The sequence below is a fragment of the Rhodococcus sp. P3_B8 genome, from assembly GCF_056402775.1.
The window spans coordinates 1-23234 of record NZ_JBFUGT010000001.1 but is presented as its reverse complement, the minus strand read 5'-3'; the positions used below and the strand labels follow the sequence as shown (position 1 = coordinate 23234).

General features: G+C 68.4%; 26 protein-coding genes. 14 read left to right on the top strand and 12 right to left on the bottom strand.

What is annotated here, in order from left to right:
• Positions 1-41 precede the first annotated feature (41 nt).
• Complete coding sequence (locus AC1D1G_RS00130; RefSeq protein ID WP_283334739.1) at positions 42-956, top strand: cutinase family protein; 915 nt, start codon at positions 42-44, stop codon at positions 954-956.
• Positions 957-978: 22 nt separating this feature from the next.
• The gene (locus tag AC1D1G_RS00125) at positions 979-1428 is read left to right on the top strand and encodes an acyl-CoA thioesterase (RefSeq protein ID WP_477950433.1); all 450 of its coding nucleotides are present in this window, start codon (positions 979-981) and stop codon (positions 1426-1428) included.
• A 32-nt stretch (positions 1429-1460) separates the two neighbouring features.
• Here the strand turns inward: AC1D1G_RS00125 and AC1D1G_RS00120 are convergent, their stop codons facing one another.
• Positions 1461-2126, bottom strand: a complete 666-nt coding sequence (locus tag AC1D1G_RS00120; protein ID WP_477950431.1) for a TetR/AcrR family transcriptional regulator — start codon at positions 2124-2126, stop codon at positions 1461-1463.
• Between the two features lie 116 nt (positions 2127-2242).
• Here AC1D1G_RS00120 and AC1D1G_RS00115 point away from each other — a divergent pair, with 116 nt between their 5' ends.
• Positions 2243-2686, top strand: coding sequence for an SRPBCC family protein (locus AC1D1G_RS00115; RefSeq protein WP_477950429.1), 444 nt, complete (start codon positions 2243-2245; stop codon positions 2684-2686).
• A 1-nt stretch (position 2687) separates the two neighbouring features.
• Positions 2688-3527, top strand: coding sequence for an SDR family oxidoreductase (locus AC1D1G_RS00110; protein WP_477950427.1), 840 nt, complete (start codon positions 2688-2690; stop codon positions 3525-3527).
• Between the two features lie 9 nt (positions 3528-3536).
• Here the strand turns inward: AC1D1G_RS00110 and AC1D1G_RS00105 are convergent, their stop codons facing one another.
• Complete coding sequence (locus AC1D1G_RS00105; protein WP_280783117.1) at positions 3537-4445, bottom strand: SDR family NAD(P)-dependent oxidoreductase; 909 nt, start codon at positions 4443-4445, stop codon at positions 3537-3539.
• A 31-nt stretch (positions 4446-4476) separates the two neighbouring features.
• On the opposite strand from AC1D1G_RS00105, the gene AC1D1G_RS00100 reads away from it, so the two are divergent.
• The 3 genes from AC1D1G_RS00100 (at position 4477) to AC1D1G_RS00090 (ending at position 6036) form a co-directional block, all read left to right on the top strand.
• Positions 4477-4974, top strand: coding sequence for a hypothetical protein (locus AC1D1G_RS00100; protein WP_317570494.1), 498 nt, complete (start codon positions 4477-4479; stop codon positions 4972-4974).
• A gap of 61 nt (positions 4975-5035) precedes the next feature.
• The gene (locus tag AC1D1G_RS00095) at positions 5036-5329 is read left to right on the top strand and encodes a putative quinol monooxygenase (protein WP_005249047.1); all 294 of its coding nucleotides are present in this window, start codon (positions 5036-5038) and stop codon (positions 5327-5329) included.
• A gap of 11 nt (positions 5330-5340) precedes the next feature.
• Positions 5341-6036 carry a dienelactone hydrolase family protein gene (locus AC1D1G_RS00090; RefSeq protein WP_283334722.1) on the top strand — a complete coding sequence of 232 codons (696 nt, stop codon included), beginning with the start codon at positions 5341-5343 and terminating at the stop codon, positions 6034-6036.
• On the opposite strand, the gene AC1D1G_RS00085 is transcribed toward AC1D1G_RS00090, so the two are convergent.
• Complete coding sequence (locus AC1D1G_RS00085; protein ID WP_283334723.1) at positions 5951-6313, bottom strand: dihydrofolate reductase family protein; 363 nt, start codon at positions 6311-6313, stop codon at positions 5951-5953. The two genes, AC1D1G_RS00090 and AC1D1G_RS00085, sit on opposite strands and share 86 nt — an antisense overlap.
• Between AC1D1G_RS00085 and AC1D1G_RS00080 the strand changes: the two genes are divergently transcribed.
• The 3 genes from AC1D1G_RS00080 (at position 6312) to AC1D1G_RS00070 (ending at position 9676) form a co-directional block, all read left to right on the top strand.
• Positions 6312-6812, top strand: coding sequence for a class I SAM-dependent methyltransferase (locus AC1D1G_RS00080; protein WP_477950424.1), 501 nt, complete (start codon positions 6312-6314; stop codon positions 6810-6812). The genes AC1D1G_RS00085 and AC1D1G_RS00080 overlap by 2 nt on opposite strands.
• Before the next feature lie 59 nt (positions 6813-6871).
• Positions 6872-8377 carry a DUF7159 family protein gene (locus AC1D1G_RS00075; RefSeq protein ID WP_477950422.1) on the top strand — a complete coding sequence of 502 codons (1506 nt, stop codon included), beginning with the start codon at positions 6872-6874 and terminating at the stop codon, positions 8375-8377.
• A gap of 72 nt (positions 8378-8449) precedes the next feature.
• The gene (locus tag AC1D1G_RS00070; RefSeq protein ID WP_477950420.1) at positions 8450-9676 is read left to right on the top strand and encodes a DUF7159 family protein; all 1227 of its coding nucleotides are present in this window, start codon (positions 8450-8452) and stop codon (positions 9674-9676) included.
• A gap of 7 nt (positions 9677-9683) precedes the next feature.
• Here the strand turns inward: AC1D1G_RS00070 and AC1D1G_RS00065 are convergent, their stop codons facing one another.
• Genes AC1D1G_RS00065 through lysX form a run of 4 tightly spaced genes read right to left on the bottom strand, consistent with a single transcriptional unit; the run spans position 9684 to position 15143 of the window.
• Positions 9684-10283: a histidine phosphatase family protein gene (locus tag AC1D1G_RS00065; protein ID WP_005563981.1), complete on the bottom strand. Its 600-nt coding sequence runs from the start codon at positions 10281-10283 to the stop codon at positions 9684-9686.
• Between the two features lie 5 nt (positions 10284-10288).
• The gene (locus AC1D1G_RS00060) at positions 10289-11107 is read right to left on the bottom strand and encodes an alpha/beta fold hydrolase (RefSeq protein WP_477950660.1); all 819 of its coding nucleotides are present in this window, start codon (positions 11105-11107) and stop codon (positions 10289-10291) included.
• 14 nt (positions 11108-11121) lie between these two features.
• The gene (locus tag AC1D1G_RS00055; RefSeq protein ID WP_280783126.1) at positions 11122-11802 is read right to left on the bottom strand and encodes a DUF998 domain-containing protein; all 681 of its coding nucleotides are present in this window, start codon (positions 11800-11802) and stop codon (positions 11122-11124) included.
• A complete protein-coding gene (lysX, locus tag AC1D1G_RS00050; protein WP_477950417.1) occupies positions 11799-15143 on the bottom strand; it encodes a bifunctional lysylphosphatidylglycerol synthetase/lysine--tRNA ligase LysX in 3345 nt (1114 codons plus the stop codon). Before lysX ends, AC1D1G_RS00055 begins: the two co-directional genes overlap by 4 nt.
• A 110-nt stretch (positions 15144-15253) precedes the next feature.
• Here lysX and AC1D1G_RS00045 point away from each other — a divergent pair, with 110 nt between their 5' ends.
• Positions 15254-15481 carry an RNA-binding S4 domain-containing protein gene (locus AC1D1G_RS00045; protein WP_005263380.1) on the top strand — a complete coding sequence of 76 codons (228 nt, stop codon included), beginning with the start codon at positions 15254-15256 and terminating at the stop codon, positions 15479-15481.
• Here the strand turns inward: AC1D1G_RS00045 and AC1D1G_RS00040 are convergent.
• Positions 15472-16827, bottom strand: a complete 1356-nt coding sequence (locus tag AC1D1G_RS00040; protein ID WP_477950415.1) for a M20/M25/M40 family metallo-hydrolase — start codon at positions 16825-16827, stop codon at positions 15472-15474. The genes AC1D1G_RS00045 and AC1D1G_RS00040 overlap by 10 nt on opposite strands.
• A gap of 36 nt (positions 16828-16863) precedes the next feature.
• Positions 16864-17334: a ribonuclease E activity regulator RraA gene (gene rraA, locus AC1D1G_RS00035; RefSeq protein WP_005563989.1), complete on the bottom strand. Its 471-nt coding sequence runs from the start codon at positions 17332-17334 to the stop codon at positions 16864-16866.
• Between the two features lie 41 nt (positions 17335-17375).
• Here rraA and AC1D1G_RS00030 point away from each other — a divergent pair, with 41 nt between their 5' ends.
• Entirely contained in the window at positions 17376-18221 is an 846-nt protein-coding gene (locus tag AC1D1G_RS00030) for an SDR family oxidoreductase (RefSeq protein WP_477950413.1), read from the top strand.
• Between the two features lie 36 nt (positions 18222-18257).
• The gene (locus AC1D1G_RS00025; RefSeq protein ID WP_005263375.1) at positions 18258-18935 is read left to right on the top strand and encodes a TetR/AcrR family transcriptional regulator; all 678 of its coding nucleotides are present in this window, start codon (positions 18258-18260) and stop codon (positions 18933-18935) included.
• Between the two features lie 31 nt (positions 18936-18966).
• Here AC1D1G_RS00025 and AC1D1G_RS00020 read toward each other — a convergent pair whose 3' ends face one another.
• Both AC1D1G_RS00020 and AC1D1G_RS00015 read right to left on the bottom strand, forming a co-directional pair.
• A complete protein-coding gene (locus tag AC1D1G_RS00020) occupies positions 18967-19371 on the bottom strand; it encodes a hypothetical protein (RefSeq protein WP_105417032.1) in 405 nt (134 codons plus the stop codon).
• Positions 19372-19505: 134 nt separating this feature from the next.
• Positions 19506-20411, bottom strand: coding sequence for an oxygenase MpaB family protein (locus AC1D1G_RS00015; protein WP_283334732.1), 906 nt, complete (start codon positions 20409-20411; stop codon positions 19506-19508).
• A gap of 115 nt (positions 20412-20526) precedes the next feature.
• Here AC1D1G_RS00015 and AC1D1G_RS00010 point away from each other — a divergent pair, with 115 nt between their 5' ends.
• Positions 20527-21432, top strand: coding sequence for an IclR family transcriptional regulator (locus AC1D1G_RS00010; RefSeq protein WP_477950411.1), 906 nt, complete (start codon positions 20527-20529; stop codon positions 21430-21432).
• Between the two features lie 41 nt (positions 21433-21473).
• On the opposite strand, the gene AC1D1G_RS00005 is transcribed toward AC1D1G_RS00010, so the two are convergent.
• Positions 21474-23234: acetyl/propionyl/methylcrotonyl-CoA carboxylase subunit alpha (locus tag AC1D1G_RS00005; protein WP_477950409.1), on the bottom strand; the 1761-nt coding region annotated here is incomplete at its 5' end.

Genomic DNA, 23234 nt, shown 5'->3' with positions numbered 1-23234 from the left:
CTGCAGGACGGCGAAGGGGAGAACAGGTTGAGGCCATGGCAATGAAACGGGTTATTGCACTTCTGACCGCAGTGGCTGCTGCGGCAGCCATCCCGGTGGTATCGGGTGTGGTGGGCACGAGCGCAGTAGCGAACGCGGACCCCTGCCCGAGTCTGTACGTGGTCGCGATTCCGGGGACCTGGGAAACGTCCACCAAGGACAATGTCAGGCCGACGCCGGGTCTGCTGTCCGCGGTGACGAACGGTCTGCCGTCGTCGATCCGCACCGACTACGTCACGTACGCCGCCACGGCCTTCCCGTGGGAGTCCGAGGTGTACGGGCGCTCTAAGGCGCAGGCGGTCAGCAATGCCAAGGGCATGCTGTCGTCGATGTCGCAGCAGTGCCCCGACACCAAGCTGTCGATCATCGGTTACAGCCAGGGCGCCGACGCCGCAGGTGATCTCGCTGCGGAGATCGGCACCGGACTCGGTGTCGTCCCCGCCGACAAGATCGCGGCCGTCGGACTCGTCTCCGATCCGCGGCGGTCGCCGACCGACGCCCTCGTCGGACCTCCTGTCGCCGGCAGCGGCGCCGGTGGTCCCCGCATCGGCGGGTTCGGCTGGGTCAGCCAGAACACGCGGACCTTCTGCGCGTACGGCGACCTGTACTGCTCCACGCCGAAGGAAGACTTCGTGACCAGGCTCGCCGGATTCCTCGCGCAGACGTCGGATCCGACGCCGACGCTGTTCGGCCGCTACCAGCAGGAAGCGCTCGCGATCTGGAACGACATCCTCGCCGTCGGCGGTGTGCCGGCCCTGATGGCTCAGCTGGACGAGCAGTCCAACGAGAAGCGCATCGACGAGCTGGAGCAGTTCTACAAGTCGCAGGCTCACCAGGACTACACCCGCTACGCCGTCGACGGGTCGGGCACGCCCGCCACGGCGTGGCTGAGGAACTGGTTGCGCGACATCGCGTGAGTTCGGCCGACGGCGGCAGGGGATGATGTCCGACGTGACTGACACCCCTGCCGCCGTCGTCGGCTACGACGCCTTCGTGACCGTCCGGTGGTCCGACATGGACGCCTTCCAGCACATCAACCATGCGCGGATGGTGACGTTGCTCGAGGAGGCCCGGATCGATTGGCTGCTCAGCGCGGGCAGTGAGAACTCGTCGCTCATCACGAGCGCATTCATCGCCGACATCCACGTGAAGTACCGGGGACAGTTGCGGCACTCCGACAGTCCCCTGCGAATCACGATGTGGATCGCGAAACACCGGGCGGTCGACTTCACGATCGGTTACGAGGTGCGGGGTGCGCGTACCCCGATCACCGATCCGCCCGCCGTCACCGCCACCACTCAGATGGCCGTGGCGGATGTCGATGCCCAGCGGCTACGCCGCATCACCGCCACCGAGCGGGAGTACCTGACCCGCTGGTCCCGCACGTGAGTGGGAAAGTGTGTTCCGGCACGCTTTCCCACTCACGTGCGGAGGTCGTCGGGCGCCGGTAGGGGACTGTCCGGGTCGAGGACCGCGCCGCGGCTGCGCATCGTGGTGTCGACCAGCGCCCACGCCCACGCGGCCAGCTGTTCGGTCAACGCGCCGACGTCGGTGCCGCCCGGTCGGTCGATCCACTCGGCGGACACCGACTCGACCATCCCGATCAGCGCGTTGGCCAGTGGTGCCGCGGTGGTGGGGGCACCGAGGGCGTCCAGGTAGGGGTGGAGCATGTCGGAGACAGCGGTGCTGATGGCCCGCCGCACCTCTCCGGCGGCGGGGGAGAACGACATCAGGTAGCGGTACAGGTTGGCGTGTTCGGTCACCCAGTCGAGGTGGGTGCGGGCCGCGCGGGTGAGGATGGCGTGCGGTGCGCCGTCGACGGTGATCACGGGCGCGTATTCGAGGAGCATCATCGCCGCGACCCGCCGGGCGACGGCGTTCTTGAGGTCGGTGCTGTCGTCGAAGTGCCGGTAGATGCGGGTTCGCGCGACCTCGGCGTAGACGGCCATCGTCGCGACCGACACGTCGGGGCCTTCTTCGTCGATGGCGACGAGTGCCCGTTCGACGAACTCCGAGCGCCGCTTCTCGCGTTGGCCGCGCCACCGGGCAGCGCGCCCGTCACCGGCGTCTTGCTGGGGTTTCGTCATCGAATCGAATCGTAGTCTTCCCTGTTGCTGCGTTTCCGTATACCGTCGGCATTATGCGGTACATCGATGTACCACACACTCTCCGCCTCGGACGTCGACACGTTGGGATACCCGTCTTGTCCATTCAGCTCTGCCTGTCCGGCCCCCGCAGCCCCGGGTGTTCGCCGATCGGCGTACGCAGCACCACGGTGATCGTCGTTCCGCCCGCGATGGCTTTCGAGTACCTCGGTGATCCGGACACCGTGGTCGCTGCGATCACGCTGCCGTCCCGCGCCCGGGTCGTCGCGTCGGATCCGGGTCGCCGGCTCGTCGTCGAGGCCGATCACGGCGTGCACGGATCGGTCTGGACGTTCGACGCGCTCAGCCCGGACGAAACGGGGCTCACCGTCGACTTCCGCTACCACCGACCCGGCAGACCGGCCGGACAACTGCTCGGCGGTGTGGCCGCACCGGTGGTGTGGCAGGCACTGCGGCGCGCACAGGTGACGTTGAAGGACCGGATCGAAACCCTCTACCACGAGCCCGCCGACCCGGCCGGTGTCGACCGAAGGAGAACATGACGTGGAATTCTCGGCAGCGGGCAAGACGGTCCTGATCACCGGGGCGGCAATGGGGATGGGGCGTCTGTTCGCCCGCCTCGCCGCCGCCGACCACGCGGGCACGGTGGTGTTGTGGGACATCGACGCCGACGCGCTCGAACGCACGGCGCAGGAACTGCGCGAATCGGGGTGCACCGTCAGCGCACACGTCGTCGACGTCGCCGACCTCGACTCCGTCCGCACGGCGGCCGCCGAGGTGCGGGGTGCGTACGGTCGTCCCGACGTGCTCGTCAACAACGCCGGCGTGGTGCGCGGCAAGTACTTCTGGGATCACGACCACGAGTCGGACACGAAATTCGTGATGGACGTCAACACGCTTGCACCGATGTACGTCACCAACGAGTTCCTGCCCGCCATGATCGAGGATCGCGGCCGGGACTGCCGCATCGTGAACATCGCCTCGGCCGCCGGGACCGTGGCGACACCGAGGATGGCCGTCTACGCGGCGTCGAAGTGGGCTGTCCTGGGCTGGAGCGATTCGCTGCGACTCGAACTGGTCCAGGCGGGTCACGGGCACGTCAAGGTCACCACCGTGTGTCCGAGCTACATCTCCACCGGCATGTTCGATGGTGTGAAGAATCCCCTGTTCGCTCCGATCCTCAGCCCGGAGGACGTCACGGCCCGGTCGTGGAGGGCGATGAAACAGGGGAAGCCGCTGCTGATGCTGCCGCGGTCGCTGTATCTGTCGCGAGTGGCGAAAGCCGTCCTGCCCGTACGTGCCTGGGACCGTCTGGCCGACCGGCTCGGTGTCTACCACAGCATGGACGCCTACACCGGCCGGATGCAGGCCCCCACCCCCTGACGGTTCGGATCAGCCGAGGTCGAAGCGGGCGCCGAGCCGCATGCTGCCCGGGGCCAGGCGGCTCAGCACCCGCCCGAACTTGGCCTCGGGCGTGACGGGGACGACGGCCTTGTTGTGCTTGACGGCCCTCACGATCTGCGTCGCCACCCGGTCCGGGGTGAAACCGCGTCTGCGGTAGAGCTTGTCGGCGCGGTCCCGCATCTTCGCCTGCTCCTCCGGTGTGACGCCGGCGAAGTCGGTGGCCTTGACGATGTTGGTGTGGACCAGTCCGGGACAGATGGCGCTGACGCCGATGCCGTGGTTCACCAATTCCGCACGGAGACAGTCCGACAGCATGAACACCGCGGCCTTGCTCGTCGCGTACGCGGTGAGCCGCTTCTGCGGCGTGAACGCCGCGGCGGACGACAGGTTGACGATGTGCCCACCGGTTCCGCGGTCGATCATCTGCTGGGAGAACACGCGAGAGCCGTAGACGACACCCCAGAAATTCACGTCCATCACCCGCTCGAAATCCTTCTGCGGGGTCTTCGTGAACGTGCCCGAGTATCCGATCCCGGCGTTGTTGACCACGATGTCGGGGGTGCCGTGCTCGGCCTGCACCTTCTCCGCGAAGAGTTGCACCTCGTCCTCCACCGCGACGTCCACCTGATACGCGTGGGAGCCGCCCCCGAAGATGGCCACCGCACCACCGCCCTTCATCTGGGCGGAGTTGATGAGATCGGAGGTCTGCTGCGCGGATTCGAGATCGCGGTCGGCGACCACCACGACGGCACCCTCGGACGCGAACGCCAGCGCCGTCTCGCGGCCGATCCCGCTGCCGCCGCCGGTGATCACGACGAGGGTGCCGTCGAGGTCCCGCAGGCGGTGATGCTTCCGCGAACCGCTGCGCCAGCCCCTGACTTCGCCGAGAAGATTCATGTGACCATCTTGTCCGAGTACGGTCGTTTGTGTGCTGATCTGGTACGTCAGCTATGGATCGAACATGGCGACGACGCGTCTGACCTGCTACCTGCGTGGTGGTTGCCCGGCCGGGGGCAACCTCGTGCACGCGGGCGCCCGCGACGGGAGCGCGCCGCGCGAGTCGATACCGGTGGTGATACCCGGCTCGGTGTTCTTCGCGGGAGAGTCGCGGATCTGGGGTGGCGGCCGCGCGTTCTACGACCCCGACGCGCCCGGCACCGTCGCGGCCCGTGCATTCCTGGTGACACAGGAACAGTTCGAGGACATCCACGCGCAGGAACCCGCCTGCTACGACCGCCTCGTCACTCTCGGCTCCCGCAACGGTGTTCCCATGTGCACGTTCACCACCCGGGCCCGCGGTGACGTCGTCGCCCGGAACGCACCGGCGCCCGCCTATCTCGCGACCATCGCGGACGGTCTCCGTGAAGCGCACGGCTGGGACGAACCGAAGGTCGCCGATTATTTGACGCGACTTCGGGTTTCCTAGCCGACCCAACTGTGCTTACGTGAGACGGGCCACACGAGGTGGCGTTCACGAAAGGGAGTCGATGTCCGATCTGCATGTCGTAGCGACCATTCCTGCCAAGCCCGGTTCCGAGGACACCGTCCGCGACGGACTGTCCGCGCTGGCGGCGGAGAGCCGCAAGGAAGAGGGCTGCATCTCGTACGAGGTGTTCGAATCAGCCGCGGTCGCGGGAACCTTCGTCACCGTCGAGGTGTGGACCGGTCAGGAGGCGGTCGACGCGCACATGAAGTCGCCGCACTTCCAGGCCGCGCTCGGGACGTTCGGTGAGCACCTCGCCGGGGCACCGGCGATCCACCCGTTGAAGCCGGTTTCCTAGAGTCGTAGTTCGTGACCACACCACTCACCAGCATCACCCCGGAAGGTCCTGTCCGCGGCGGTGTCGTCGTGATCCAGGAGGCGTTCGGCGTCACCGGGCACATCGTCGACGTCTGCCGTCGTTTCGCCGCCGCCGGATACCACGCGGTCGCGCCGCATCTGTTCCACCGGAGCGGCGATCCGGTGCTGGAGTACGACGACATGAAGTCGGCGATGTCGTTGATCGGTGAGCTCACCGCTGCGCACATCGACGAGGACGTCGACGGGGCCGTCGCGGCCCTGTCGGCGGCCTCGATCGACCCGCGGAACACCGCGATCGTCGGATTCTGCATGGGCGGAACGGTCGCGTTCCACACGGCGGCGCGCCTCGACCTCGGGGCGGCGGTGAGTTTCTACGGCGGTGGCGTCGCGAAGGGACGCTTCGGATATCCGTCGCAACTCGACGTCGCCGGGCAGCTCGGAACGCCGTGGCTCGGCCTGTTCGGCGACCGCGACAAGGGGATTCCGACCGACGACGTCGAGGAGCTGCGTGTCGCGGTCGCGCACGCCCCGGTGGACACCGAGGTCGTCCGCTACGCCGAAGCCGAACACGGCTTCCATTGCGACGACCGTCCTGCCGTGTTCAACGAGGCGGCCGCCCGGGACGGTTGGGCTCGAACGCTGCAGTGGTTCGGCACCCACGTCGACGTTGCCGCCGGAACCGACTGACGGCGGCCCCGCTCGGGTAGACCTCCCGGTGGACGACATCGAAGTGGGTGGGCTGAAAGGTGCCGCCGAACATCGGAGTTCCACGGCCGGCCACCACCGGATAGTGCTTGACGACCAGTTCGTCGATCTCGGGCAGGAGGGTGCCCGCGAGCTCGCCGCCGCCCGCCACCCAGACGCCCAGCGCGCTGTCCTCGGCCTCGAGCTTCCGGACCTTCGCGAGCGGGTCGGCGATGAAGCCGTCGATGGTGATGCCGACGAAGTAGGTGAGGTCCCGCATGTGGGCGGTCGATCGTCTCGACGTGAATCCTCGCGATCGGATCCTGGAGGTGGGCTGCGGGCCGGGTGTAGCGATTTCTCTCGTCGCCGAGAAACTCGACGGCGGACGGATCACCGCGATCGACCGATCGACGACGGCGATCGAACGGGCGGCGCGGCGCAACGACGCCCACGTCTCGACGGGGACGGTGGTGCTCCGGAACACCGACCTCGCCAAATTTCGTTGCGATCAGGCCTCCTTCGACAAGGCGTTCGCGGTCAACGTCAACGTGTTCTGGGTGCGTGACGCGACCGCTGAGATACGCGTCCTGTGGGAGGCGCTCCGACCGGGGGGAGTCCTGCGCCTCGTGTACGGCGGAGCGGTGTCCGTACACGACCGTGACAAGTCGCGGCGTGTTGCGGATACCGCCGCGCGGGCTCTGATTTCCGCAGGTTTCGACGTGGATGTCACGAACGGGAACCCGATGTGCGTCACTGGGGTACGGCAAAAAAGCGCCTGACGTGCCGTCCGGTCTGCTTCATGCGCGAGACCCGTGACCGAACCGTTATAGTCGGCGTCATGACTTCAGTTCTCGGTGTATCGGTAGGCGCCAGCGCGGTGCGCTTCGCGTGCCACGACGCCGTGACTCTCGAAACGCCGATCTTCCAATCGCGCTCGGTGACCGCAACACTCGAACGGCCGGAGGAACTGGCTGCCGAGTCCATCGGGACGGTCCTCGCCGAGCGCGACGAAGCCGACGAGGTGCAGGCCATCGGTGTCGCGTACCAGGACGAGGCGCAGGCCGGTGCCGTGCAGGCCGCGATGTCGCGGCTGCAGATCGGCAACTTCCAGTTGGTCCCCGAAGTGACGGCCGCGCTCCAGATGCTGGAGATGTCCGGAGAACTCGGCGACCACTTGACGCTCGTGTTCTATGACCTCGGCAGTTCGGGTCTCACCGTCACCGTGGTCGACCGGGACACCGGCATGGTGCTGAGCAGTGCGCGCTCGGACCAGATCAGCGGCGATCTCGTCGACCGGTTGATCTGTGACAACCAACTCGAACTGCACCGCTTCGCGCACCCTGCCGACGCGGCAGCCGCCCTTGCGCTGGCCGCGCGGTGCCGCGATGCGAAGGAGCAGCTGTCCACGAACGGCGCCGTGTGCATGCCGGGCGAGGGCGGGCTTCTCCTCCTGTCGCAGGACGGTTTCGATTCGCTCATCGTGGGCCCGGTCGAGACGTCGGCGCGCCTGACCCGCGAGGTTATTCGCCGCTCGGGACGCCTTCCCGACGCCGCGGTGCTGATCGGCGGCGGCGCGCATATTCCGTTGGTCACATCCGTGATGGAGTCCTGGCTCGACCTTCCGGTGATCGTCCCCGCGCAGCCCGAACTGGTGGCGGCCGAGGGTGCGGCCCTGCTGGCGCGCCCGACGTCCGACGACTTCGTCGGGGCGGCGGCGCCGGAGCACCGGTTCGAGCCGGAGCCCGAGCCGGAGTTGGAGCTCGAGTCCGAGCTGGAGCTCGAGTCCGAGCTGGAGCCCGAGTCCGAGCTGGAGCCCGAGTCCGAGCTGGAGCCCGAGCCCGAGGCGCTGCTCGAGGAGCACGCGCCGGTCCGGAAGCGTCGTGGTCTCGTCCTCGCCGGCGGTGTCCTGGCCGTGGTCGCCGCGGTGGGTCTCGGACTCGGCGTCGGCACCGATCTCCTGCAGGGTTCGGAGCAGGACGCACAGCCGGCCGCCACGCAGTCGAACACGCAGGCGCCGGCAGCGCGGCAGGCGATACCGCCACAACCCACGACGACCACGGATGTGGCCCCGCCCTCGGAGGCCGCCCCGTCGGTGGTCGACGAGCAGCCGGTGATCCCGCCGCAGACCGAGGTGCGCACCACGTACCAGCCGCAGGCTCAGAGTTCGACTCAGGCGCCGGCCGCCCCCGAGAGTCAGAGTGTCGTGCCGTCCGACACGTCGGCGCCGCCGACCACAGCCGAACCCGCTCCGCTCATTCCGGGTCTGCCGCAGATTCAGCTGCCGACCATTCCGCCGCCGGCACCGCTCCCCATGCCGGAGTTTCCCCGGATCCCCGGGCTCTGAGCCCATATAACGACGCCGGGGGCCGCGAGGCCCCGACACGCGTTCCGTGATCAAACCGTTATAGTCGTTCCCATGGTTTCAGTTCTCGGTGTATCGGTGGGTGCCAGCGCGGTACGCGTGGCGTATCCGGACGACGAGGGGGCCGTCATCCGGTCGTTTCCGGTGGACGCCGCCCTCGAGCACCCGGAACACCTGGTTGCCGATGCCATCGGAACGGTGATGGCCGAGCGCCCCGACGACGACGTGCAGGTGTTCGGTGTCGCGTACCGGGACGAGGCGCAGGCCGCCGCCGTGCGGGCCGCGATCGACTGCCGGCTGGTCCCGGAAGTGGCGGCCGCGCTCCGGATGCTCGAGCAGTCGGGACAGCTCGGCGACCATTCGACGCTCGTGTTCTACGACCTCGGCAGCTCCGGCCTCACCGTCACCGTCGTCGACCGACTCACCGGCGTGGTGCTCGCGACGGCCCGTACCGACGAGATCAGCGGTGATCTCGTCGACCGGTTGATCCGCGACCACCAGCTGGGCGAGAAGCGCATCGCGCGACCGGCCGATGAGGCCGCGGAGTCGGCGCTCGACGCCCGGTGCCGCCGCGCCAAGGAAGAGCTGTCCACCAACACCGCGGTGTGTGTGCCCGGCGACGGCGGTCTGCTCCTGCTCTCGCAGGACATTCTCGACTCGCTGATCGTGCGCCACGTCGAGGCGTCGGCGCGTCTGGCCCGCGAGGTGATCGAATCGTCCGGGCGTGTTGCGGACGCGGTGGTTCTGATCGGGGGCGGCGCGCATATTCCGCTGGTCGCGTCTCTGATGGAATCGTGGCTCGCGCTCCCGGTGATCGTGCCGGCGCAGCCGGAGCTGGTGGCCGCGGAGGGCGCTGCGCTGTTGGCGCAGGAACGCTCGGATACTTCGGACCGCGCAGGCACCGGGACGTTCGCCACTCCCGTCATCCGCGGTGGCGCGCTGGTGGGCGGTGCGCTGGCCGTCGTCGCCGTGATCGGTCTCGGCCTCGGCGTCGGTGGCAGCCACCTGCAGAGCTCCGACGGTGACGCACGTCCGGTCGCAACTCAGCCGAGTGACGTGGACGTCTCTCCGTCGCCCGCGCCGGCACCGGTGTCGACGCCACCGTCGTCGGCCGCGGTGTCGGTTCCTGGCCCCGCAGAGGAGGAGGCGAGCGTGCCGGAGCCCGCTCCCGCGCCAGCCCCCGCCCCGCGCCCCCTCATTCCCGGTCTGCCGCAGATTCAGCTGCCGACACTTCCGCCGCCGCCTCCGCTCCCTCCGCTGCCCCGGATTCCGGGCCTCTAGCGACCGCTCACCGACGCAGCATGTCCCTGACGTGACCGGTCTCGTTGACCGACGCCACCCGCCGCTCACCGCTGCGGGAGACGAGCACTCGTGTCACGGAGACGTACTCGATCGGGAAGACGAGGGGTCGGTCGAGCCCGAGCAGTTGCTGGAGGAACACGTTGATGACGCCGCCGTGGGCGAACACGGCGACGGTGTCCTCGTGGCCGGACTCGTCGACGATGCGGCCGAGGGACTCGAAGACCCGTGTCCGGAATGCGTCGGCGTCGACGGACTTCGGGAACTCGCCGGCCCGAATCCGGGCGAAGGCCTCGGGTGCCCGCGCCTCCGCCTCGTGGAACGGGATGTAGTGGTCGAGGTCGTAGTCGTACTCCGCGAGGCCGACGTACTCGGTGACGGGCAGGTTGAGGGCCTCGGCGACCGGTGCAGCCGTCTCGAGTGCGCGGCGCTGCGGGCTGCTCACGATCCGGGCGATGCGGTACGGGGCCAGCGCGGCAGGCAGCCGCTTGGCCTGGGCGTGACCTTCCTCGGTCAGTGCGGGGTCCGCGCGCCCGTCGGACGCGGTGACGAGCTCGGGCAGCGCGTGGCGGATCAGTAGCAGTTGCACGTCGATCAGCTTGCCAGCTCCCGTACCAGTGCCGCGATCTGGCCGGGCTGATCGATCATGGCGTGGTGGTGCGCGGGACGCACGACGCGGAACGCGGCACCGAGGAACTCCGCGAATTGTCGCTGCATGCGGATCCACGCCGACCCCCAGGGCGTCGGACGTCCGGTGTGGGCGGCGGCCACGACGACGGGTGCCGTCATCGTCGTGGTCTCGCGCAGCGCGGCCAGCTCCTGCGCCAGCGCCGGGTACGACGCGTTCTCGACGATCGAGGATTCGAGGTACGCCGGCTCACGGTAGATCCGTTCGACCCATCGACGGGTCCCCGGTGCGATCCCGTCGGGGGGTGTCGAGTGGTTCAGGATCCGGCGGACCGTGGGGCCGAGGAGTCGTTGCAGCCCCACCCTGCTGGCCGTTCGGGCCACCCGTCTGCCCATCGTGACGCGCCATCGGGTCGGGATCACACGGTGCGGATGGGCCGTGACGGTGGCGTCCAGCAGGATCACGCCGCCGGTTCGGTCGGGGTACAGCCGGGCGAAGGCCTCGACGTAGATGCCGCCGAGTGAGTGGCCGACGAGCACCGCGGGGGTGGTCACGGACAGCGCGTCGAGAACCTCGGCGATTCTCCCGGCCTCGCCGCGGGCGGACGGCCGCTCGGCGGACGGGGGACTGAAGCCGTACCCGGGGCGATCGATCCGCACCACGAGGCAGCTCCCGGACAGCAGCTCGGTCACCTCGTCCCAGTCGAACCAGTTTCCGCCCAGGCCGCCGTAGAGGACGACGGGTGGACCCTCACCGTCGACCACTACGTGCACTCCCGCGACCATTTCCCCAGGACGTTTCACGTGGAACCATCCCTTTCGGGGGTGACGTGAATCACGCTGAGTGCCACGAAGATCAGCCATCCACAGAAGGCGAGTAGCTGGACACGCTGGCCGAGCCCGAGCCAGGCGTCCTGGTCGCCGCGGAGTCCCGCGGCCGTCAGCGTCCATATCGTGCCCCCGACGAACACCGTCGCCACGGCCACGCCGGTAATTTTCAACCAGGCCGGCCAGCCGTAGCGGAACGCGGCCAACAGGAACGCGAGGGACGACACCACGCCTCCCGTCGAGGCGGACGCGCTGGTCACGGCGTGCAGATCATGGGTGACGGGCAGGTGTCCGGCGGCCTCACGCGCGGCGCAGGCGGGGTCGTTGGTGGCCGCGCAACTCAGTGGCAGGCGCGAATCCGCAATGGTCGCGAGTGCGAACACGATCAGCGCGATCCACCCGACCGCCGTCGCCCAGCCCTGCGAGTACCGCGACAGTCCGAGCACCCCGGCCACGGCGACGATGCATCCGGTCACCAGGTCGCCGGTCCGGAACCAGATTCCGTACGGCTGGTCCGCTGCGGCGAGTTCGCTCGCGTACCCCCGCAGTGGATCGATGCCGGTGTCGAGGACGAATTCGAGCAGCCACGACGCGTAGCCGACGGCGCCGAGGATCAGCAGCGCCGCGACGGCCACCCGGCCACGGGAGGTCATTGCCTCGGCTTGGCCAGGGGGAATGCGAGGGTTTCACGGATGCTGCCGCCGGTGATGAGCATGACCACCCGGTCGACGCCCATGCCGAGCCCACCGGTCGGGGGCATGGCGTGTTCGAGGGCCTGCAGGAAGTCCTCGTCGAGTTCCATTGCCTCCTCGTCCCCGCCGGCGGCGAGCATCGACTGCTCGGTGAGCCGGTTCCGCTGATCCACCGGGTCGGTGAGTTCGCTGTACGCGGTACCGAGTTCGACGCCCCACGCGACGAGGTCCCACTTCGCGGCGACCCCCGGAATCGTGGGGTGCGGCCGGGTGAGCGGTGACATCGACGTCGGGAAGTTGGTGTAGAAGGTGGGGAATTCGGTGTAGTCCTCCACCAGGTGCTCGTACATTTCCTGCGCGACGGCGCCGGCGTCCCAGGTGGACTGGTACGGGATCTCGTGCTCGTCGCAGAGCCCTTGCAGTTCCGCGAGCGGCGTCTCGGGTGAAACGTCGACGCCGAGCTTCTCGGCGACCGCCTGGTGCATCGTCTTGACGGGCCATTCGCCGGAGATGTCGACTTCCACCAGCACGCCGTCGGGGCCTGGCCGCATGATGATCTCGCGTCCGTACGCCGCGATCGCCGCGGTCTGGATGAGCTCCCGGCACAGCACCATCATCTTCTCGTAGTCGCTGTGCGCCTCGTACGCCTCGAGGATCGTGAACTCGGGATTGTGTTTGAAATCGACGCCCTCGTTTCGGAAGACGCGGCCGATCTCGAACACCTTCTCCATGCCGGCTACGCACAGCCGCTTGAGGTACAGCTCCGGCGCGATCCGCAGGTACAGGTCCAGGTTGTAGGCGTTGATGTGGGTGAGGAACGGGGCCGCGTTGGCGCCGCCGTGCACCTGCTGCAGGATCGGGGTCTCCACCTCGAGGAAGCCGCGCCCGCCGAGCGAATCGCGCAGCGACTTCACGACAGCGCTGCGGGCCTCGAGCAGTCGGCGGGCATCGGAGTTGATGGCCAGGTCGACGTACCGCTGCCGGACGCGGGTCTCCGGGTCGGACAGGCCCTTCCACTTGTCCGGCAGGGGGTGCAGGCACTTGCCGGTCATGCGCCATTCGTTCGCGAGCAGCGACAGCGCGCCACGGCGGCTGTATCCGATGACGCCGGCGACCTCGACGAGGTCACCGAGGTCGAACTCGGCGGCGAACGCCCGGATGCGGTCGGTGCCCACCCGGGCCTCGTCGACGAGGATCTGGATGTCGCCGGACCAGTCCCGGACCACCGCGAACACGACGCCGCCGTAGTCGCGGATCCGGAGCAGGCGGCCCGCGATGCGGACCGTCGTTCCCTCCGGCGACTCCACGGCCTCGGTCACCGTGTGACTGGGCGGATACGCGACGGGATAGGGGTCGATGCCCTGTTCGGCGAGGCCGGCCAGTTTGTCGAGCCGGACGCGGACCTGCTCGGGACGTTTCGGGCCGGTCGCCGTCGGTGCGAGGCCTTCGCCCGGTGCGCTGCCGTCGGAGTGCAGTCCTTCGGCGGCGACGAGTGCGGCGGGGACCGCGGCGTGGGTGCCGGTGTGCTCGAGGGCGTCCCGGGTTCCGGAGCGGCCGAACCGGGGCAAAGTCACGAATCCTTCCGCGACGGCCGACGCGAATCCGACGCGCAGCAGTTCCCGGTTGTCCTCGAAGCAGAGGAACCGCGGCACCCATTCCGGCTGGTACTTCACGTTCGACCGGTACAGCGCCTCGAGCTGCCACCAACGGGAGAAGAAGACGAGGATCGAACGCCAGATCCGCAGGATGGGTCCGGCCCCGATGCGGGAGCCTTCCTCGAAGACGGAGCGGAACACCGCGAAGTTCAGCGACACCTTGGTGATGCCGAATTGATCCGAGGTGGTGGCCAATTCGGACACCATCAGCTCCACCACCCCGTTCGGGGAGGTCGGCTTGCGTCGCATCAGGTCGAGGGAGACACCGGTCGGCCCCCACGGCACCAGCGACAGGATGCCGTCGATCTCGCCGTCCTCGGCGATTGCCTCCACCAGCAGGCAGTCGCCGTCGAGGCGGTCACCGAGCCGGCCGAGGGCCATGGAGAATCCGCGCTCGGTCTCGGTGTCGCGCCACGCGTCCGCGAGCCGGATGGTCTCGGCCATCTCCTCCGCGGGGACGTCCCGGTGTCTGCGGATCCGGACGGTGACGCCCTGACGCCGGACGCGGGTGACGGCTTGGCGGACCTGCCGCATGTCGCGTCCGCTGAGGTTGAATTCGCGGGTGCGGAGGATGGCTTCGTCGCCGAGCTGGAGCACGGTGAGACCGGCCTTGTTGTAGGCGGTGGCGCCGGTTTCGCTGGCGCCCATCACGGCGGTGGCCCAGCCGTATTGGGACGCGAGCGCCTGCCACGCCTCGATCGCGTGGGGCCACGCTTCCGGGTCGCCGATCGGGTCGCCGCTGGCCAGGCACACGCCGAGCTCGACGCGGTAGGTGATGGCCGCCTTCCCGCTGGGTGCGAACACGACGGCCTTGTCGCGGCGGGTGGCGAAGTAGCCGAGGGAGTCGTCCGCGCCGTACTGCAGCAGGAGCCCGCGCAACGCCGATTCGTCGTTGCCGGTGAGCGCGTTGTGGGAGCGCTGGGCACGGAACAGGGTGATGACGGCGGCGAGCAGTGCGATCGCACCGAACAGGCCGAGGAGGGTGTTGACGAATCCGTGTGGCCGCCCGGTGAATTGTTCGTTGTCGGCGGCGGCGAGCGCGGTCACGCGATTCAGCGCCCACAGGAAGCGTTCATTCGGCGGCAGGGTGCCGGGGAACAGTTCGACGAGTCCCCAGCCGAGGAGGGTGCCGATGGCGAGCCCGACGATGAGTACGCCGAGGGCTTTCCAGCCGGCGCCGCGCCGGACTCGGGTGTAGAACTCCGGGCGGGCAGCGATGAGGATGCAGATCAGCACCACCTGGACCACGGCGGCGACCATCGCATTCACGTTCTTGTCCGTGATGCTCACGATCACGTTGGTGATCAGGATCAGAACGAGATAGATCGTGAGCAGCCACCAGGCGATCCGCTTGCGGCTCGCGAGCGCCGCCGCGAGCAGCGCGACCACCAGAGCCCAGGACAGGCTGGTGTCGGGGGCGTCGAAGTAGTAGGTGTCGACGTATTCCCGTGGCACGTGCACGTAGTAGCGCAGCACCGGCGAGATGCTCCACAGGAACACGAGCACCGAGAAGACGCCCAGGATCAGTCCCGCGATGTGGGGAACCTGGTGCAGGCGCCCGTTCTTCGAGCCGAGGCCGGGGCGGGGCCGTGGTGCGGTGGGGACGGCCGCCTCGGACGCGTGGTGTGTCTCGGTGCTAGCTGACATCGAGCGTTTCCTTCCCGGCGAGAGATACGTACCGATCACGGGAGACAGGTGTTCCAGTGTTCAGTGTGAGCCGTCGGGCCGCGATTTGGGTCAAGAGGGAAGATAGAGGCATGTCCGACATCCACGACGCCGTCCCGATCCGCGACGAATCCATCCGTCTCGGCCAATTCCTCAAGCTCGCCAACCTCATCGAGTCGGGTGCCGAGGCGAAGGAAGTGATCGCCGACGGACTCGTGTCGGTGAACGGTGAGGTCGAGGTGCGGCGGGGCCGGCAGTTGCGGGACGGGGACGTCGTGGAGATCGGTGGGATGACGGCTCGGGTGAGTTCTCAGTCCTGACGGTCGGCGGTCGCGAACCTCTGCAGGAACAGCGCTTCGGCGACGGCGAGGTTCTCGATTTCGCTGGGATCCACACTTTCGTTGGGGGCGTGGATGAGGCAGCGCGGTTCCTCCACCCCGATCAGGGCGATCTCCGCTGTGGGGACGACGGCGGCGAAGACGTTGCACAGCGGGATGGAGCCGCCCTGCCCGACGGTTCCCAGTTCCTTCCCGAACGCCTCCTCCATTGCCGCACCGAGGGCTGCGTAGCCGGGACCGTCGGTGGTGGCGCGGAACGGGGAGCCCACCGCTTCGCGTTCCACCGTCACCCGCGCATTCCACGGGGCGGCGTTCTCGAGGTGCGCGGCGAGGGCGTTCTGCGCCTTCTGCGGGTCCATTCCGGGTGGTACCCGCAGGTTGAGGCGCGCCGATGCGCGCGGCGAGATGGCGGCGGCCGAGCCGACTACCGGCGGGCAGTCGATGCCGAGGATCGTCAGGGCCGGCCGTGCCCACACGGCGTCGGCGACGGAACTCGAACCGGCGAGACCCACACCGTCGAGCACGCCGGCGTCGGTGCGGAACTGCGCCTCGGGGTAGTCGACGCCCGTCCACTTCTGGTCCGACTCGAGCCCGTCGACGACGGTGTTGCCGTCCGCGTCACGCAGGGTGGCGAGCATCTGGACGAGGGCGGCCAGCGCGTCGGGGGCGGGCCCGCCGAACATGCCCGAATGCACCTCCCCGGCCAGGGTCTCGACGTGGACCACGACGTTCGCGATGCCGCGCAGCGTTGTGGTGACGGTCGGGCGGCCGACCGCGGCGTTTCCGGTGTCGACGACGAGGATCATGTCGGCGTCGAAGAGTTCGGGCCTGGCCTCGACGAGGTTCTCGAGCCCGCCGGTGCCCATCTCCTCGGATCCCTCGGCGACGATTCTGATGCCGACGGGGAACGGGGTGCCGAGCGCGCGGAGCGCCAGCAGGTGCATCACGATATTGCCCTTGCAGTCGGCAGCGCCGCGCCCGTACCAGCGGCCGTCCCGCTCGGTGAGGGTGAAGGGGTCGGTGTGCCACAGCTTCTCGTCGCCGGGCGGTTGAACGTCGTAGTGGCAGTACAGCAGTACCGTCGGGGCCCCGTCGGGCGCGGGCTGATGTCCGACGACGGCGTGTGAACCGTCGGACGTCGCGAGCAGTTCGACCTGGCCGATTCCGGCCCCGATGAAGGCGTCCCGGACCCATTCGGCGGCGCGAACGCATTCCTCCGGTGGGAACTGCCGCGGATCGGCCACCGACCGCATCGCCACCAGTTCGGCGAGTTCGTCACGGGCCGCGGGCATCAGCCCGGCTACCTTGGAACGGATTTCGTCGGACATCGACGCCTCCTCGGGGTTCGCTCGGTTCTCGCCGGATCAGCGGACGACGACGCCGTCCTGATCGCTGTAGACGGTCTCGCCGGGATTGAACGTGACGCCGCCGATCTCGATCGGGACGTTCTTCTCACCGGAGCCGGTCTGGGTGCTCTTGCGGGGGTTGGTACCCAGTGCCTTGACGCCGATGTCGAGGGTCTTCAGGATCGCCGAGTCGCGGACCGCGCCGTTGACGATCACACCGGCCCAGCCGTTGTCGACGCCGCGTCCGGCGATGATGTCGCCGACCAGGGCGGTGTGGATGCTGGCGTCGCCGTCGACCACCAGGACGCCGCCGTTGCCGGGCTCGCCGAGGGTCTGCTTGACCAGCAGGTTGTCCTGGAAGCACTTGATGGTGGTGATGGGGCCGGAGAACACTTCACGGCCGCCGAACTGGATGAACTGCGTGTCGCAGCTCCGGATGTCGGGTCCGATCTCGTCTGCCAGGTCAGCGGTTGCCACGGGTTCAGTCATACGCGTCAGGATAGAGGGCCGGCGCTGGGAGAATGCGGGGCATGACCATTGCAGTGACAGGAGCCACGGGGTCGATCGGCGGCAAGGTGCTCGAGCGGCTCGGCGGCGGCGCCGGGGTCCGGCTGATCGGGCGGAACGCGCAGCGGCTCGAGCCGCTGGCCGAGCATTTCGACTCCGCGTTCGCGGTGGCCACGTATGCCGACGGTCCGGCGATGACCGCCGCGCTGGACGGCGTCCGGTTGCTGTTCCTGGTCTCGGGACACGAGAGCGCCACCCGCCGCGAGGAGCACCGCACCGCCGTGGACGCCGCCCGTGCCGCCGGGGTGGAGCGGATCGTCTACCTGTCGTTTCTCGGCGCGGCGCCCGAGTGCACGTTCACGTTCGGGCGCGACCACTACTTCACGGAGCAGCACATCCGGGAGACCGGGCTGAAGTACACGTTCCTGCAGGACAGCTGGTACCAGTCGATGATCCCGCTGATGGCCGACGATCAGGGCGTCATCCGGGGTCCCGCCGGGGACGGCAGGGTGAGCGCGGTCGCGCCCGACGACGTCGCCGATGCGGTGACGGCGGTCCTCACCACCGGCAACGGCGACCACGACGGCGTCACCTATCGGCTGACCGGGCCGGAGGCGTTCACCCTCGCGGAGGCCGCCGAGACGATCACGAGGGTGACCGGACGTTCGGTGTGGTTCGAGAACGAGACGCTGGACGAGGCGTACGCGTCCCGCGCCCACTTCGGGGCGCCGGATTTCGAGGTCGCAGGGTGGGTGACCTCGTACGCAGCGATCGCGGCCGGCGAGTTGGCAGTGGTGACGGGGGACGTCGAGACGCTCACCGGGCGGCCGCCGCAGACCTTCGCCGACTACCTGAACAGCTACACTTGACCCGTCCTGGCATAGCGAGCGGTAGATAGGTCTTTGATGGTCAGCTCATCCAAGGGTGCGACGCCCACCGAGGTCGGCAACGCAGCGGACTGGCGCCGCCTCGAACCCACGAAGTTGACGCCGATCCTCAGCGCCTCCCTCGACGCGTTCTACGAACACGGTTTCCACGGCACGTCGGTGCGCGACATCGCCCGCCGAGTCGGTGTCACGGTACCCGCTCTCTATTACCACCACGAGAACAAGGAGGCCGTTCTCCTGGCGCTCCTGGAGCTCTCCACCAGCGACGTCCTCGAGCGCGCCCACGCCGCGAGCGCCGACGGCGGCGACGACCCGGTGCAGCGACTCGCGAACGTCATCGAGGCGATCGTGCTGCGGATGACCATGCGATCCCGTCTGGCGGCGCTCGAGAGCGAGGTGCGCTACCTGAGTCCGGAGAACCGGCAGCGTTACCGCACGGTCCGCAAGGGTGTGGAGGAACTGGTCCTCGAGATCGTCAAGGAAGGCAAGAAGCGGGAGCTCTTCGACGTGTCGGATGCCGCGGAGACGACGCGGGCGCTTCTCGGTATGTGCCAGTCGATTCCGCGCTGGTATCACGCCGAGGGCAAGCTGACCCCGGACGCGGTGGCCCGCAAGTATGTCGAGATCGCGATGAAGACCGTGGGGTCCACCGAGGCTCCCGTCAAGCCGAAGAAGAGGCGCACCGCCGGCGTCTGACCGGCGATGCGTCTCGGCATGGTTCCGGTTGTCAGCTACCCAGGCCCAGCCCCGGTGACGCGACGGCGTCGAACTGCGTCGTCGTCTCGGCGGGTGTGCCGTTCGGTGGGGCGAAGGTGAACACGACGGTGTAGCGGCCGGCCTCGTGCGTCCGGATCGCTGCCGTCCCGGCACCGAGGGTGAGTGGGATGGTTCGCGTGTTCACGTCGCCGTCGGGCTCGGTGATTTCGAGTTCGACCGGAGTGGATCCGTCCGTGCCGGTCGGGGTGGGGGTGACCAGCGCGCCGAGCGTCACCAGGTTGTTGGCGTAGACGGTCCCGAGCGGCGGAACGACGGAGATCTGATAGGTGGTTGCGGCGGTTGCCGTGGGCGCCAGAGCAAGTGCGGCTGCTCCTGCCAATGCGGCAACGGTCAAGGTCCCTCGCGAGAAGTTCACACAATCCCTTCCTGTCGACGGTCTCTACGCGCAGCCACGTTACGGCAGAACCAGGTGATACCCGCCCCCATTCACCGTGTGTCCGAGAATAGTTCGAACACATGGCTTTCCGTCGATCACATCTCCAAAGCGGTTCAGGATGCGGTGTTTTCCCGCGCGACCGTACCGTTGGTGTGCTGTACGGGGCAGGTTTTGGGGAAGGTGCCCAGTTTCTCCACTTCGTACCCGGTCGGGTAGCTGCGAATGTTCGGCAGGTCGCGCGCGAACTTGGGCACCGTGCGCACGGGATAGAACCGGACGAGGCGGGCGCGGGCCTTCAACGCACCCCGCGACAGAGTTCGCGCGAGGCGGGACGGCCTGCGGTAGGCGAACGCGTCGAGCAGCGGATCGTCCATGAGCGCCCAGGAGAATCGCTTGATCAGGGCGGCGGGCGCGAGGTTGTTCGGCGGGAACGTGCAGAGGAGTTCGAGCGTCGAGTCGGCGACGGCGCGGCCTCCCTCGTCGAAGAGGAAGTGTTCACGCTCGTAGTCGTCGAGGAATTTCTCGAACGCCTCGAACGTCTCGGGAATCTGCTTGATGCCCATGTACTTGCCGAGTGCACGGTAGTAGTTGGTGGACCCGACGATCTCGTTGCGGGTGAGTTTCCGCCAGCCGAAGTCGTCGATCCAGCGCACCGGGGTCACCACGAACGTCGACAGCACGTACCGCATGTCGTCGTTGGAGATGTCGTAGGAGCCGTGCATCTGGTTCATCCGGCGGATCCCGGCGCGACCGGGATCGCTGGTGAGGCCGTGTTCGAGGACGGCGTCGAGGATCAGGCCGGTGTCGTCGTAGCGTTTCTGCACGCGCTCGGTGAATTCACCCGTCTCGAACAGCAACCGCCCGATGGTCGGCACGGCGTACGTCCGGAACAGCGCGAAGCTGAGGGCCTGGTTGATGTCCCAGGGAAATTCCTGCGTGCCGAGAATGCGAGCGATCTCTTCGTACTGCGTCTCGGGATCGAGTCGGTCGGTCCGGCGACGTAGATCGAAGCGTTTCATGGGTTTCACTTCCTGCAGCGGCTGTGACGGAGGTCCACGTGATTTAGCGATCGTTCAGACGACTCGACTGTAACGCCGTTCACAGTGCGACGCCAGAGTGGCATTATGCGAACACATGGCACGAAATTCACCGCAGACCGAACGCATCGTGATGCTCACGGAACTCCTGGCAGACGAGCCGGAGACGCCCCGGAGCCTCGCCGACATCGCCCGGCACCTCGGCGTCGCGAAGGCCACCTGCTATCCGATGGTCGTGGCCCTGACCGAGGCGGGCTGGCTCATCCGGCACCCCACCCGCAAGACCTACCGTCTCGGGCCCGCGCTGATCCCGGTCGGCCGCGCCGCCGAGACGGCCACGGACGTCGTCGACCTCGCGCGGTCGGTGATGCACGAACTGGCCGACGCGTCCGACATGGCGTCCATCGCGTTCGTGCAAACGGGCAGCGACGTGGTGGTCGCGGAGGTGGTCCAGCCGGTGGGGGGTCGCCGCGGAACCCTGGGCCTGCGGCTCGGTGACAAGGTGCTGCTCGCGCCGCCCATCGGTTCGGGGATCGCGGCCTGGTATCCGCCGGAGCAGCGCGAGGAATGGTATGCCCTCGGCGGGCAGAATCTCGGAGTCGAGGTGGACGTGCTGCGGGCGACGTACGAGCCGGCCCTCACGCGCGTCCGGGAACGCGGATACGCGATGGAATGCATGGAGCAGCAACAGCATTCGCTCGCGGATGCCGTGTCGGAACTCCGCGGTCGCGGTGTGGGCGGGCACCGCTCGACCGTCGCGCTGCGGGAGGCGCGCAAATTGTTGTCGGCGGATGCCGTGGTCGGTGACATCGACCCGGAGGGCAGCTATCAGCCGCTGTCGATCAATGCGGCGGCATTCGACCGTGACGGTGAACCCGCGGTCGTGCTGTGCGTCGCCGACGCGTCACGGCCGATGTCGGGTGTGCGCACGGCGGAGATCGGTGAATTGGTCCGCGACGCCGCGGCGCGGGTGACGGCCGCCATGCACGGCCGCCACCCGTGAGTACTTGGTCAACCGGGGGCGGTTGACCAAGTACTCACAAGCTATTTCAGTTCGGCGAGGACGGTGCCCTGGGTGATGGCGGCGCCGGGTTCGACGGCGAGGCCGGTGACGACGCCGGCCTTGTGGGCGTTGACGGGGTTTTCCATCTTCATGGCCTCGAGGACGGCGATGAGGTCGCCCTCGGCGACTTSYTGKCCTTCTTCGACGGCGACCTTGACGACGGTGCCCTGCATGGGGGCGGTGACGGCGTCACCGGAGGCGGCGCCGCCGTGGGCGCCGCCGCGGGTGCGGGCCTTGGGCTTCTTGCGGACCGCCCCRGCCGGCCCGCCGGCGCCGGTGCCGAGGGTGAATTGTCCGGGCAGGGACACCTCGACGCGGCGGCCGCCGACCTCGACGACGACGTTCTGCCGGGGCMSGGWCTCGTCCTCGTCGATCGGCTGGGTGCCGGTGAACGGTTCGATCTGGTTGTCCCAKTCGGTTTCGATCCACTTGGTGTAGACGTCGAATGAGGTGCCGTCGCCGATGAAGGCGGGGTCGGAGACGATGGCCCGGTGGAACGGGATGACCGTGGCCAGGCCTTCGACCTGGAATTCGGCGAGGGCGCGGCGGGCGCGGGCCAGGGCCTCGTCGCGGGTGGCGCCGGTGACGATGAGTTTGGCGAGCATGGAGTCGAACTGGCCGCCGATCACCGAGCCGGTTTCGACGCCGGAGTCCATCCGGACGCCGGGGCCGGTGGGGGGCACGAACTTGGTGACCGGGCCGGGGGCGGGCAGGAAGCCGCGGCCGGCGTCCTCGCCGTTGATGCGGAATTCGAAGGCGTGRCCGCGGGGGGTGGGGTCCTCGGTGAGGTCGAGGTGTTCGCCGTTGGCGATCTTGAACTGTTGCAGGACCAGGTCGATGCCGGCGGTTTCCTCGGTGACGGGGTGTTCGACCTGCAGGCGGGTGTTGACCTCGAGGAAGGAGACGGTGTCGCCCTGGACGAGGTATTCGACGGTGCCGGCGCCGTAGTAGCCGGCCTCTTTGCAGATGGCCTTGGCGGAGGTGTGGATGCGGTGGCGTTGGTCGTCGGTGAGGAACGGGGCGGGGGCCTCCTCGACGAGTTTCTGGAAGCGGCGTTGCAGGGAGCAGTCGCGGGTGCCGGCGACGATGACGTTGCCGTGCTGGTCGGCGATGACCTGGGCTTCGACGTGGCGGGCCTTGTCCAGATACTGTTCGACGAAGCATTCGCCGCGGCCGAACGCGGCGACGGCCTCGCGGGTGGCGGAGTCGAACAGTTCGGGGATTTCCTCGATGGTGTGGGCGACCTTCATGCCGCGSCCGCCSCCGCCGAACGCGGCCTTGATGGCGACGGGGACCCCGTATTCCTTGGCGAAGGCGACGACCTCGTCGGCGTTCTTGACGGGGTCCTTGGTGCCGGCGGCCATCGGGGCCTTGGCCTTTTCGGCGATGTGSCGGGCGGTGACCTTGTCGCCGAGGTCGCGGATCGATTGCGGGGAGGGGCCGATCCAGATCAGGCCGGCGTCGATCACGGCCTGSGCGAAGTCGGCGTTCTCGGAGAGGAAGCCGTAGCCGGGGTGGATGGCGTCGGCGCCGGACTTGGCGGCGGCGTCCAAAATTTTGTCGAACACCAGGTAGGACTCGGCGGAGGTCTGCCCGCCGAGGGCGAATGCTTCGTCGGCCAGGCGCACGAACGGGGCGTCGGCGTCGGGTTCGGCGTAGACGGCGACGCTGGCCAGGCCGGCATCGGCTGCGGCCCGGATCACCCGCACTGCAATCTCACCGCGGTTCGCGACGAGCACCTT